A 14328-nucleotide genomic window follows, 5' to 3' on the forward strand; every position below is an offset into this window, starting at 1 on the left:
AATTAGTGGTAGAATGGGTTATTTAAAAAATATAATTACTTACTTTTTTCATCATCCGGCATCGGACGGGGTGGTGGAAAGAGTACATCAACGACTGGCCGATACAAACAGCGGACAAGAGAAAGAAGAGGTCTTGTCCGGTATTTGGGAACAGATCGGTTTTCCACAGGCGGATGAACATCAAACGCTGAGAGCTTTTGAAAAGCTGGAACAACAGATTGGAGGAGATTCTTTAAAATCGGAATCTTCTTTTTCGCGTTTTCGTATTCCCCGATGGAGTTGGATTGCTGCTTCTATCATCGTCCCCTTATTACTATTGTTCGGTTCCGCTTACTTATACAAAGAAACTCTTATCATTAAGAACGAACTTAGCAATGTGACTTTCATTCAATATTATGTTAGTAATGGAAAACGGGAGCAAGTCACTTTACCCGATCGATCGAAAGTTTGGCTTAATTCCGGTTCTTTGCTGATCTATCCGTCTGCGTTTATAGGAAACGAACGTGAGGTCTATCTGGCTGGTGAAGGCTATTTCTCGGTGACAAAAGATAAAGAATGCCCATTTATTGTAAAAACGAACTCTGTTTCTGTAAGTGTACTTGGTACGGAATTCAATATAAACGCTTATCCGAATATAGATAAGGTAGTGACTACTTTGGAAGAAGGATCTATCCGTATGTCGCTGAATCGTTTCGATTCATCCTATTTGTTGGAGCCGGATGATCAGATTGTTTATATTCCGTCCACCGGACATATAGAGAGAAAACGCGTGAAGGCCTCTGATTATTCTGATTGGAGAGGTGGAGGTTTGTATTTCAGTAATAGTCCATTCAAAGAAGTGATACAGACTATAGAACGTACCTATTCGGTTCAGGTACATTTGCAGACTTCTATTTATCAATCCAATAATCTGACTATTCATTTCTATCCTAATGAGTCCATCGAGAATATTATGATGTTGATTAAAGAAATGATCCCTGGACTTGAATACCAGATAGAGGGGAAAGATATTTATATAGATTAAGGCTTGGCTTATATTATCATTTGTTAACATTATATCGTTGGGTGTAGTTAAACAACAGACTGTCCTATTGTAAAAGCCGCCAAAGGACGGCTATTGTTTAACTAAAAAAAATAATATTATGAACAAAAATCGATCAATCCGAGTGGCAGCTTTTTGCCTTGGTTTGATGTTGGCGGGTTCTCTGCAAGTACATGCCCAAAAAGTAACATTTCGGGATGGAACAGTGTCGTTGAAACAAGCGTTTGAAAAGATCGAAGCATCTTCGAAGTATAAAATCGCTTATAATGATTCACACCTGAATGTTTCTCGTAAAGTTTCGTTGAATCAAAAAGAAACCGAAGTACTGGAGATATTGGCAACTATCCTGAAAGATACGGGTTATACGTACAAAAAGAACGGTAACTACATTGTGATTGTTCCCGTGGAACAAAAGCCGGCTTCAAAAGTCAAAAAGGTAAAAGGAGTTGTGAAAGATGCCAGCGGTGAAGCGATTATCGGAGCAAACGTATTGGTAAAGGGTACGGCAACAGGCGTGATCACCGATATGAACGGAAGTTTTGAGTTGGAAGTGCCGGGTAACGCAGTATTGCAGATCACCTATATTGGATATGTACAGCAGGATGTTGCTGTAAAAAACCGGGACCAATTGGCTGTGTTACTGAAAGAAGATACTAAAACCTTGGATGAGGTTGTTGTCGTAGGTTATGGTACAATGAAGAAAAAGGACCTGACCGGTGCAGTAGCATCAGTGAAGATGGACGATACTCCCCTAAGTACGATATCTACAGTGAGCCATGCGTTAGCCGGAAAAGCAGCAGGTTTACAGGTAAATACAATCAGTGCCCAGCCTGGTGGCGGCACAACGTTTCGGATTCGTGGAGCTGCTTCGACCGGAGCAGGCAATGATCCGTTGATTATTGTGGATGGATTTCCTGTAAGTAATGCAGGTAATGTGAGTGTCGGTTATAACAGTGATAATGGTACGACTGACAATATATTGGCCTCGATCAACCCCAATGATATCGAATCAATTGAAGTATTGAAGGATGCCAGTTCTACTGCTATTTACGGTGCACGTGCGGGCAGTGGTGTTATTATCATTACAACCAAACGGGGAAAAGAGGGTAAACCGAAAGTTACCTATTCAGGATCTGCCACTGTGCAGACTATGGCTACTAAATATGAAATGCTGGATGCACAGGATTTTATGATTCAGTCTAACCGCTGGTTTAAAGAAAAGTGGATGTATGATAATAAAGTCGGCATTTATGGTGGTAAAAATGAATCGGAGGCCAGCAGTGCATATCATCCCAAATATTCGGATGCGGATATTGCGAATCCGGTAAATGATACAGATTGGTATGATCGTATTACTCGTACGGGTTTTCAGACACAGCATAATATCTCAATCAATGGAGGTACGGAGTATACCAAATATCTGATTTCTGGTAACTTCTTTAATCAAAAGGGCATTGTAAAGAATAATGGCATGTCGCGTTATACTGGCCGTGTAAATCTGGATCAGAAGCTCAGTAAATATGCAAAAGTAGGTATCAACCTGACAGTGAGTCGTAATACATTGGACAATGTTCCGTTGGGAGCAGGGCAAAATGAATATGCCAGTATTTTAGTGTCTGCTGCTCAGTTTAGTCCACTATTGTCTGTGAAAGATGAAAATGGTGATTACAGTCTGAACCAACAGGCTGCTTATATTCCAAATCCTGTTTCGCTACTTGAGATCAGTGATCAGACGACTAAAGAACGTTTCCTGGCCACTCCGTTTGTTGAAATCAAACCAATCAATGAGCTCACATTGAAAGCCAGTTTTGGTATCGATCGTAACTATCAGCGTCGTGAGGTATACATGCCTAAAACAACTCTTTACGGAGAAAAGGCTGATGGCCGTGCAGACATCGGGCAATATGACAGGTCTGATTATTTGTTAGAACTGACTGCCAATTATGCAAAACGTTTGGGTGATCATAATCTGAATGCTTTGGTTGGATACTCTTTTCAAAGATTCACCAGTAAGTATCTCAATGCGGGTAACCAAGGATTTCTGACAGATGCCTTTCTGTTTAATAATCTGGGTGCAGGTACTTATGAAAAACCATGGGTTGGTTCTTCCGCTTCTAAAAGTGAAATGGCCTCTTTCTTCGGTCGTGTAAATTATACCTATAAAGATCGTTACTTGGTGACCGCCACTCTTCGTGCTGATGGTGCCTCTAACTTTGCAAAAAATAACCGTTGGGGATATTTCCCTTCTGTGGCTCTGGGCTGGAGATTTACGGAGGAAAACTTTGCCCGGTCTTTGAATTTGGATAAAGTGCTCTCTAACGGTAAGTTAAGATTAAGTTACGGACAAACAGGTAACTCGAATATCGGAGATAAATCAGTCACTTATTATGGTACAGGATATAATAAAGTTTTCGGTAATAAAGAATATACAGGAGTCTATGTCAGTCAGATCGGTAATCCGGATTTAAAATGGGAGACTACAACCGAGTGGAATGTAGGATTGGATCTGGGGTTCTTAAACAATCGTTTTAATGTAACTGCAGAATACTTTCATAAGGTAGTTTCTGATTTGCTTAGTTCCCGTAGTGTACTTTCGTATAATGAAGTAGGTTCGATTGCTGCCAATATCGGTAAAACGCAGAGTCAGGGATTTGAGTTGACAATCAATACAAAGAATTTTGATACAAAAGATTTTAGTTGGAATACCGATTTTACTTTCTCGTTCTATCGTGATAAGTGGAAAGAACGTGATGAGAATTGGAGCCCGAATCCATACGATATGTATAATGCTCCGTTAAGAGGATACTATATGTATTTGTCTGACGGGTTGATTCAGCCGGGGGAGGAAGTATCCTGGATGCCGGGAGCTCTACCGGGACAGGTGAAATTAAAAGATATTGATGGATACGCATACAATGAAGACGGAACTTATAAGACCGATAAACATGGCATTCCATTGAGGACTGGAAAGCCCGATGGAAAGATAGATTATGCGGACGCTGTGTTTAAAGGTTGTAGTGATCCGGGTTATTTACTGGGATTGAATAATACTTTCCGTTATAAGAATTTCGACTTGAATGTTTATTTCTATGGTCAGTTGGATTTATTAAAGAGTGGTTCTTATAAAGATTATTGGATTGTCGGTTCAGGAACAATGACCGGGGTGAATAACTTATATCGCGGTTATAACATGCCTACTTCGGCCAAAGAAGTGTGGTCGCATGATAATACATCGGGTAAGATGCCGGGTTATTTTCAGTATATGAGTAATTATGGATATGGAGACTATTTCTTGGAAAAGAGCTGGTTTATTCGCTGTCGCAATATTACGCTGGGATATACATTGCCTGTTAAGTCGGCAAAGAAACTGGTTTCCAATGTACGTATCTACGCCGATGTGAACAACTTGTTTACTATTACTCCGTATGATGGTTTGGATGTGGAAACAGATGATTCTTATTGGGCATATCCCAATGTACGTAGTTTTAGTATTGGTCTGGATATTACTTTCTAAGCAATAAAAAAATAAAGAATGATATGAAAAAGATAATTTATATATTTTCCCTGTTTATCACAGTAATTGGTTTATTAGGCTCTTGCATTAACCTGGAATCCGAATCATATGACTCAATTAATACAACTATATTTCCTACTAATGCAGATGATGCTGATGCATTGGTTATTGCAGCAGCTTACGGTCCGTTCCGTGCAGATGGGTATAGCGGATTATTTCAATGTGCTAAAGGTGGTTTGGCCTCTAATACAGATATGTCTACCGACCTATTGGATTGTAAATGGGGAGATTCGTGGTGGCCGGCTGTATTACAGTTGAATTTCACTGCTACCTCTGATATTCCTACTTCTTTTTACGGAACATGGGCGAATCATATCGGAAAGATGACATTGACATTAGACCGTATCTCTGGTATTGATATGAAAGAAGAGGAAAAAACACGTTTAATTGCCGAAACACGTTGTGGGCGTGGATGGTTGGCATATATTCTTTACGACTTGTATGGCCCTATTCAGATTCCTTCATTAGAAGTTTTACAGAATCCTACCCAAAAGGTTATTGTACCCCGTTCTTCAAAAGAGGAAACAGTGAAGTTGATTGAAGATGACTTGAAAGCGGCAGCTGAGGTACTTCCTGCTAAATATAGTAAATCTGATGAGAACTTTGGACGGTTCACCAAAGGACTGGCATATACGGTGTTGATGAAACTTTATATGCATGAAAAAGAATGGGGCAAGGCTGTGGAATGTGGCAGAGAAGTCATGAAATGTGGATATTCGTTGGTTACTAATTATAAGGACATTTTTACTTTAGACAATGAGGGTAATGATGAAATGATCTTTTCATGCATTGAAACCAGAGGAGTAAACGAACAGATGTGGCATGCGCATGTGTTGCCAAGCAACTATCCTACAACTAATCCGAACATACAAAAATGGAATGGTTATCGTATGCCATGGCAGTTTTACCACAGTTTCGATCCTAAAGACAAGCGCCTGGAAGTTATCTGTAGTGAATATGTAGGAACAGATGGAGTGACATACAATGAAACTAATCCCGGTGAGTATTTGGATAAAGGGGCTTTACCCATCAAATATGGAGAAGATCCGACACAAACCAGTGAAAATAGTGAAGTCGATGTGGTTGTTTACCGTTATGCCGATGTATTGACTCTGATGGCTGAGGCATTGGCACGTAGTAATAATGCGGTTACTCAGGAAGCTGTGGACCGTCTGAATGATGTACATACACGTGCAGGACTGGCTGCTTATCAGTTGAGTGATTTTACCTCACTGGACGATTTTCTTGGAGCTGTTCTTAAAGAACGTGGGCATGAATTATGGGGTGAGGGTTGTCGTCGCAGTGATCTGATCCGCTATGGATTGTATATCGACTATGCTATCAAATACAAAGGATCGACTACCGCAAAAGAGTATATGAACCTGATGCCTTTGCCACAGAGTGTCATAACGGAAAGCAGTGGTCAGGTCATTCAGAATGAAGGATACTAATGCTTCTTAAGAGATTATTATAAATTAATTCAGAACGGATTTCGCAATGTGTCATGGAGACGTCTTATGATTTCTAAATTGCCGAAGTCCGTTCTTGCACAACTAGAATTGAAAAATTAAATCATGCTTTTTAAGAGAATACGTGTTACAATCTTATTGCTCGGACTGTTGAGCTTTAGCTTGAGGGTGTCGGCACAAATTGTTTTGAAGCACTCTGATTGGGAGTGGAAAATTTCAGAAACCGGATGTGCCGAACAACTAATATTTAAAGGTGGAAAACGAAATGATACCATACCTTTCTTTCGTGAAGGAGAACATGCCGGTCCATCCTTTTATGCAAAACGGGAAGGTAAAGAAGTGCGTGGATCCTGGATTCCGGATGGATACGCCTCCTATCGGAGCGAGATAGACGGAGTTCTTTGCCGGATATCATATATAAAAGATCATGGTCAACCTGCATTAAGGGTAAAGCTGACAAACAACTCACCGGTGCCTTATCAACCTCAGAAGGCCGGTCTGAAGTTGGGCATCGATACATATATGGATAAATTTCCGGATTGGTTTGGTAAATACTTTCCAACCTTGATGAGAAACGAAAAGACCCATTTTTATGGCTATCTTCAAACCCCTTCCGGACATACATTGGGACTTGTATCACAGCAGCCTGTAGCATCCTGGAGTGTAGATTATAATCTGGGCTATCAGGATCCGGCCCCATTTTGGTTTATGGGGCATCGCATCGAATCATTAAATCTCGATTTATTGAATGAATTGCCTTTGCCGGCACGTCATCCGCAGAATCTGTATGAACTGAAACAGGGGGAAAGTAAAGAGTGGATTTTTACATTTGTCAATGTGGGTAATTTGGACAATCTGGAACATGCCATTGCTCGAGTTTCGGATATTCCTTTGATTGATATCCGTCAGACTTCGCATGCTGCACGTGAGGAAGCATCGTTCACACTTACTGCCGATAATCCTAACGTAAAGGTGACCAATGATGCCGGAAAAGAACTGCCTGTCGTACTGACTAAAACCAAAGGGAATCGTTGGATAGGAAAAGTCCGGTTGGAAGATGCAGGTCTCTATACCCTTTCTGTCCGTTCGGGCAATAAAGTTGCCGAAGCGATATGGACAGTACATCATCCTTGGCAATGGGTGATGGAAAAGGCACGTGAGAATGCAGCCCGTTATCATCAGAAACCGACGTCACATGCTGAGAGTTGGTATGGGTTCTATTCGGCTTTTCTTGCTGCCCGTTATTTCCCGAATGAGTCATTGGATAAGCAATTGAGCAATTATTTTGATCGGCTTTACAACAAATTGCATGATTCGGTAAAAGTGGAACCGTTGTATTTTAAGACACGTATTCAAAATACCTCTACTACTATTGGAATGTTGGTAGATAAATATGAGGCACAGGGAGATTTGGAAGATCTGAAAAAGGCGTCGAAGTTGGCTGACTGGATGATCGCGACCTCCCAGCGCGAAAATGGTGCATATTATAATCATGGAACAGTCTATACCAGTGTGATCTATATCGCTAAAAGTGTTTTGGAACTGGCTGTCCTCGAACGTAAATTGGGTGAACAGGATTTGTTTTGGAGAACATGTGCCGACCGTCATTTCCTGTCTGCAAAAAAGGCGGTTGACCAACTGGTTGCGTCACAAGGAGATTTTCAGACAGAGGGAGAATTGACCTTTGAAGACGGCATGATTTCTTGTTCAGCTTTACAGATAGGTATGATGGGAGTCATCGAGCAAGATGCTGTTGCACGCAAATATTATACCGATGCAATGTTGAAGATACTGAACAGCCATGATTGCCTTACTCAACTCCGTGTACCCGATGGGCGCCGTCGGCAAGGAACTATGCGTTATTGGGAAGCGCAATACGATGTACAGATGCTTCCCAATATGTTTAATTCACCCCATGGCTGGAGCGGATGGCGTGCGTATGCTACTTATTATGCTTATCTGCTGACAGGCGACGAGAAATGGCTGGAACAAACATTTAATGCGATGGGAGCTTTTGCCAATTTGATTGATTATAAAACGGGGCAGTTGCGTTGGGCTTTTGTTGTCGATCCGCATCTTGAAGTAGAACAGGCGTGTAGCGCTGATACTAAACTGGATTTTTCTGATCTTAGTTTTGGTAATCCGCATCCGAAATTATATGATACCCGTAAGTTTGTTATTGGTGAGCAATATGTCAATATGATTAGCGATTGGCAGACGGTCAATACTCAGGATAATGATGTGCACGAATTATTTAAATGTATCGGTGAAGCTGTTCTGACTAACGCTTTTGTCATAGAACGTCCGAATGGAGAAGTCGTAGGATACAATTGCCGTGTAACCCGGAAGGGGAATACATTGACTGTAAAGGCAGACGAGAAACAGATCGTGAATCTACATTGCAACTTGAAGCATTCTTTCTCTGTGTCTTTCGATGGTAAAACCTGTTCTTTGCCTGAAGGATATTGCAATTGGGCTTTTGGGCAGTCCGGTTATTGACTTTACAATAACTCCTGTTAATCCCATACACTCACAAACTGAAACATACGATATGTTTCAGTTTGTGAGTGTATGGGATATTTTTATGAGAAACAGTTTCTGTAGTAAGCTTGAAAAATAGTAGGAATACGTATCTTTGCATAAAATGAAAAAACACTAACATAAACACAAAATGAGACATTTATTTTTATTGGCAGCACTATTTTGTGCCTGCATTTCTTATGCACAGATTCGTGTACAAGAACGACTTCCTAAAAGTAAAACCGGTTTTGCTTTGACTACTGCGAAAACACGGGCTAAGATTTATTACGATGTGAATGATGCGCTTGTTATCAAGAGATCGGCAGAATTGTTTGCCCGCGATATTCAAATGGTGACCGGTCAAAAGCCTGAACTGATCCCAAAAAGGGAAAGAGCCAAAGCTCTGGTTATTGTCGGAACCATTGAAAAGAATCAATGGATTTGTGAATTGGCGCAAAAAGGAAAAATTGATATCCGGCCATTGCAGGGTGCTTGGGAACGGTATTTGATTCAAACTGTCGACAACCCTTCTCCAGGAGTAGCCAAAGCATTGGTTATAGCAGGGAGTGATCGGCGGGGAGCGGCTTATGGCCTGTTCTCTATTTCCGAAATGATGGGAGTATCCCCTTGGTATTGGTGGGGTGATGTCCCGGTAAAAACGCACAAGGCTTTGTATGTAGATGCTCCGCCCACATATTCTAAAACACCTTCCGTGAAATATAGGGGTATTTTCCTGAACGATGAAGATTGGGGGCTGAAACCCTGGGCTGCTAAGACCTTTGAGAAAGAACGCGGTAATATTGGCCCCCGTACCTATGCGAAGATTTGTGAACTGTTACTGCGTTTGAAAGCTAATCATCTGGCTCCGGCAATGCATCCCGTATCTACCGCTTTTTATCAGATTCCCGAGAACAAGCTCGTAGCAGATACGTTTGCCATTGTTATGGGCTCCAGCCATTGTGAACCCTTATTGTTGAATACGGCCAGCGAGTGGCATAGCAAGACTATGGGACCCTGGGATTATAATGCTAATAAGGATAAGATTAATGAAGTTTTGGGCAATCGTGTGAAAGAAAATTGTGCTTATGAGAATGTATACACATTAGCCTTGAGAGGATTGCACGATGCTGCCATGGGTGGAGGAGACGTACCGATGAAAGAGAAAGTGAAAATGCTGGAGAATGCTTTGAAAGACCAGAGAAGCCTGCTAACCCGGCATATTGATAAGCCTGCCGAAACTATCCCGCAGGCATTCACCCCTTATAAAGAGGTGCTGGAAATCTACTCGAATGGATTGGAACTGCCGGATGATGTGACCATTATCTGGGCGGATGATAATTTTGGCTATATGAAGCGTTTGAGTGGCCCTCAAGAACAAAAACGTACAGGACGTGCAGGTGTATACTATCATATTTCTTACCTCGGTGTACCTCATAGCTATTTATGGTTTAGTACCACTCCTCCGGCATTAATGTATGAAGAGCTTCGCAAAGCGTATGATACTACGGCCGACCGTATCTGGTTGGCAAACTGTGGAGACCTGAAAGGGGCTGAGGCACAAGTATCGTTTTTTCTCGATATGGCTTATGATATCGACCAATTCAACGAAAATAATGTGCATACTTATCCTGCCCGTTGGTTGGCAAAAATCTTCGGAGAACAATATTACGATACATTGAAAGACATTACCTGCTCACATATAAATTTGGCTTTTTCCAGAAAACCGGAATACATGGGGTGGGGATACTGGAATAACTATTGGGGTGGAGGTGAAAAACGTACCGATACCGAGTTTTCTTTTATAAATTACAATGAAGCCGGGAGGCGTTTGGCTGAGTACCGGCGGATCGGTAAAAAAGCAGAGGAAATGTTGGCAACTGTAGATAAAAAGGCAAAACCGGCGCTGTATCAGTTGTTGTATTATCCGGTGAAAGGGGCCGAACTGATGAATCGTATGAATATGACCGGTCAGCTTTATCGGCAATATGTTCGTCAGAAACGTGCTGCTGCCGATGATCTGAAGAGAGAAACAACGACTTGTCACGATAGTTTGGAGATTATTACCGACGGATATAATTCGCTCTTGGACGGCAAATGGAAATACATGATGTCACTAAGACAAAATTATGATGGAAGCAGTTCCTATTTTATGCTTCCATTGATGGAAGAAAGTTATGTGGCAACGGGCGATCCGAAGTTGGCCGTTCAGGTAGAAAGTGAGCAATTGAATCGGGGAGGTTTTAGTTTCCGGGCTTTACCCGTGTTCAATACTTACTCCCGTAAAAGTCACTGGATCGATGTTTATAATCAGGGGGGAGGAATGTTGGACTGGAAATCGGAACTTTCTGACGAGTGGATCGTTTTGTCTCGTCAGTCGGGCAGTACTCGTACTGAAGATCGTATCCAAGTATCGATCGATTGGAATAAAGTACCATCAGGAGAGAAAGTCACAGGATTTATTGAGTTCTCTTCCGGAATGCAGAAAGAACGGGTGCTTGTTTCCGTATTCAATCCGAAGACTCCGGTACGCGACGAATTACAAGGACTTTTCATAGAGGAAAATGGCTACGTATCTCTGCCCGCTACAGCCTTCCACCGTAAGTTTGAGAGTGAAGATGTCAAGATGAGTGTACTTCCCGGTTTGGGCTTTGAAGGTGCTGCCTTGCAAATAGGAAGTCCGATAGCTCCCTTACAAATGTATCGTTCGTCCGAGGTGCCTAGAGTGGAATATGATTTTTATACTTTCAATGCTGGAATGGTTGATGTGTATACCTACGTGCTGCCCACTTTCCCTTTGCATGCTGATCGGGATTATAAACTACCGGAGCATACCAATTCGGATACCAAATATAGTGTCCGTATCGATGATGGATCTATTTCTACTCCATCCACTTCAGCCATAGAATATTCCCAGATCTGGTATGACAGTGTGCTGAAAAATTGTAGAGTGAATAAATCCACTCTTTATGTAAAGGCCCCTGGTAAGCATACATTGCAGATTCGCTGTGGAGATCCCGGAACTGTGATTCAGAAAATCGTTATTGATATGGGTGGGCTCAAAAGGTCATATTTAGGACCTGAAACAACTCTTTGCCGTTAATATTATTTTTAATTAACATTCTTGCATGCAGGCTTTCTATGAATATTCTATTTCTATAAATAGAGAGAACATATTTTGAATATCTAACGAAAAAAGAAATTTATTATGAAGATCTGTTCATGCTTGAATAAAGGAGTTATGATTGCAGTGGCAGTTGTTTGTTCTGCCGGTTTACAGTCTTGTCTGGATGACAATGATAAGTACTATTATGTGGAAGGATTTCCCAATGCTCTTGTTACGGTAAAAAATGCGACTGATGGTTCATTCTTCTTACAGCTGAATGATAGCACGACTTTGTTGCCGACCAATATGTCCTCTTCACCTTTTGGAGATAAAGAAGTCAGGGCATTGGTGAATTATGATGAAGTGAGTGAGTCTGGTGGCAGATATGATAAGGCGGTACAGGTGAACTGGATAGATAGTATTTTGACGAAATCGATTGCCCCGGATTTAGGATCAGAAAATGACGTTGTTTATGGAACAGATCCCGTGGAAATAGTAAACGATTGGGTGACTATTGCGGAAGATGGTTATTTGACCCTACGATTCAGAACAAAATGGGGTGATTATAATAAAGCCCATTTTGTAAATTTATTGTTGGGGCAAAATCCGTCTGACCCATATGAGGTTGAGTTTCGCCATAATGCATATGGCGATACATATGGTACGGTTGGTGATGGTTTGGTAGCCTTTAAACTGGTGGGACTTCCGGATACGAATGGAAAAACGGTTCCGTTGACTTTGAAATGGAAGTCATTTAGTGGAGATAAATCGGCTGTATTTGATTATTGTACTCAAAAAACCGTTACACCGGCTAAACCGGCCATTGTTTCTGTAAGGAGCAATTTAAATTTAAAATAGTTTTCTTGGGCATACTGCGTTTCTATTCTTTTTGAATTGAGATCGTATTACTTTCCGAATATTCAGAAGTGCATAGAAGCGCAGTATTGTTTTCATTAACATTGTTAATGGCATTTCTCTTTCATTCTTTTTTTACCGGCAAAAAACAAGTCTTTAGCATCTCAAAGACTTGTTTTCTATCATTAAAGAACTTATTTTAACATACTGTTAAATCAGGTGTTTTCCAAATACAAAAGGGAGAATGTTAACAGATTGATAATAAGTAATATATTGTAAGTTCAACTTCTTCTTCTTTATTTGTATCTTTTGAAGTCGAATCCGTATACTTGTTATATTAGTACATTCGTTTGGAGGTGGAAACTACTTTGTTGAAATTCTCTAGGATATCGACTGTTGTGTTGTTCCTTGACTGTTTCAAGCCAAGATACATTTAGATATGTCTTTTCCTGATGCTGAATTTAGTTTATCAGTAATTTGCTTAAAGGTCAAAGACGTGGTGAGAAGTACCTTTTTGATGAATGAGATCATATAGTAACCGCGATCTATAGTGTAGGTGTATTTGAAAAAAAACAATGTGTTAGGGTGAAACTATACATGGTGATGTTGTAGGTTGTATTTGGATTGCTAATTCATTGTTCAATAGTGAATTATCCTGTTGATAACTTCGGTTGGTATCTGTTGATAACTATGTTAATAACTTTGTTGACAACTGCGTGGGGGAATTAAGTGTCTGGAAATGTTAGGCAATAAAACAGCGTTTAAGAGTCTAAATTTCTTAAACGCTGATTTCTGGGTGTTAATGGAATTTGAGATTTGCCTAAGGCACTCGTAGGTATGAATTGGATACTAATCAATGATTTTCTATTTCTTTACGTTCCACGCATTTGCTTTTTTTTATCGACAATTAGGTTGTTTCCCCTTTTTTCCATGCTTTGTGCAATTTTGGTGTAAGATGTTATTTTACAGTTATTTTATTGATTTTCATGACATGATAAACACCGGCATAATCGGCGGCAAAGCCTTCGTCTGATTTACCCATATCAATAACTTCTAATTCCACATATACAGGTGTTCCATTTTTGATTCCTTTTGTTTCACCATCATACTTTTGTAGGAGTTCTCCTGTTTTATCAACAATCCAATAATCAGTGGAATCCCCTTCTGAAGTGAAAGAACGTGTTTCATGTCCGATGATCAATTTACCTTTTACGGACAAAAGTTTTTGGGTAGGAGTGTCCGGTGTCGGTATAGCTTCTTCGTCTGGTATTTCATTCGTCTTGGAATACCTCAAAACCAACTCGCCTTTTTTGAGAATCAAACTGTCCTGAGTCAATTGCTCTACTGTTAGTGTATCTGTAAAGGATATACTTTGGTGGTTGCCGATGCTTATACCGGAAAGGAGTAATAAGTTTCCTTCTTTCTTCCATTTCTCATATTTCAAAGTGGCCATATTGATGGAAGAAGCACTTCCGTTTGCTTCAAGCGTGAATCCTTGTTTTAAATTAGATATTCCGGGAACCGATTCCACCCAAGAGCCTTCTATCGTAACATCATTACAAGCCACCAAGGTAGTTATGGCAAGGACAACGGTTAAATTTCTAAATATCTCCATTTTTGTTATTCTTTAAATTATATCCCTAATACTATATTTACATCTATACTGGGTTTCAGGTTAATATCATAAATAACTCTCAAGGTTAGTTCACTATGTTACATCAGACGGCTGCTGACACGCAAAGAATGGCTCTCTGAAAGTACTTTT

General features: G+C 40.6%; 7 protein-coding genes. 6 read left to right on the forward strand and 1 reads right to left on the reverse strand.

Features of this window, described 5'->3' with window-relative positions; genetic code table 11:
- The first annotated feature begins 13 nt into the window (after positions 1-13).
- The 6 genes from BSHG_RS14760 (at position 14) to BSHG_RS14735 (ending at position 12566) form a co-directional block, all read left to right on the forward strand.
- Positions 14-1024 carry a FecR family protein gene (locus tag BSHG_RS14760; protein ID WP_008658372.1) on the forward strand — a complete coding sequence of 337 codons (1011 nt, stop codon included), beginning with the start codon at positions 14-16 and terminating at the stop codon, positions 1022-1024.
- Positions 1025-1142: 118 nt separating this feature from the next.
- Positions 1143-4556, forward strand: a complete 3414-nt coding sequence (locus BSHG_RS14755; protein ID WP_008658374.1) for a TonB-dependent receptor — start codon at positions 1143-1145, stop codon at positions 4554-4556.
- Between the two features lie 23 nt (positions 4557-4579).
- A complete protein-coding gene (locus BSHG_RS14750) occupies positions 4580-6067 on the forward strand; it encodes a RagB/SusD family nutrient uptake outer membrane protein (RefSeq protein ID WP_005784504.1) in 1488 nt (495 codons plus the stop codon).
- Positions 6068-6190: 123 nt separating this feature from the next.
- Positions 6191-8584: a hypothetical protein gene (locus tag BSHG_RS14745; RefSeq protein ID WP_008658375.1), complete on the forward strand. Its 2394-nt coding sequence runs from the start codon at positions 6191-6193 to the stop codon at positions 8582-8584.
- Positions 8585-8756: 172 nt separating this feature from the next.
- Complete coding sequence (locus BSHG_RS14740; RefSeq protein WP_008658376.1) at positions 8757-11705, forward strand: glycosyl hydrolase 115 family protein; 2949 nt, start codon at positions 8757-8759, stop codon at positions 11703-11705.
- 105 nt (positions 11706-11810) lie between these two features.
- A complete protein-coding gene (locus tag BSHG_RS14735) occupies positions 11811-12566 on the forward strand; it encodes a NigD-like protein (RefSeq protein WP_005784510.1) in 756 nt (251 codons plus the stop codon).
- 955 nt (positions 12567-13521) lie between these two features.
- On the opposite strand, the gene BSHG_RS14730 is transcribed toward BSHG_RS14735, so the two are convergent.
- Complete coding sequence (locus BSHG_RS14730; RefSeq protein WP_005784511.1) at positions 13522-14178, reverse strand: lipocalin family protein; 657 nt, start codon at positions 14176-14178, stop codon at positions 13522-13524.
- Between the last annotated feature and the right edge of the window lie 150 nt (positions 14179-14328).

It is taken from the genome of Bacteroides sp. 3_2_5 (assembly GCF_000159855.2).
In the GTDB taxonomy this organism is placed as follows: Bacteria; Bacteroidota; Bacteroidia; order Bacteroidales; family Bacteroidaceae; genus Bacteroides; species Bacteroides fragilis.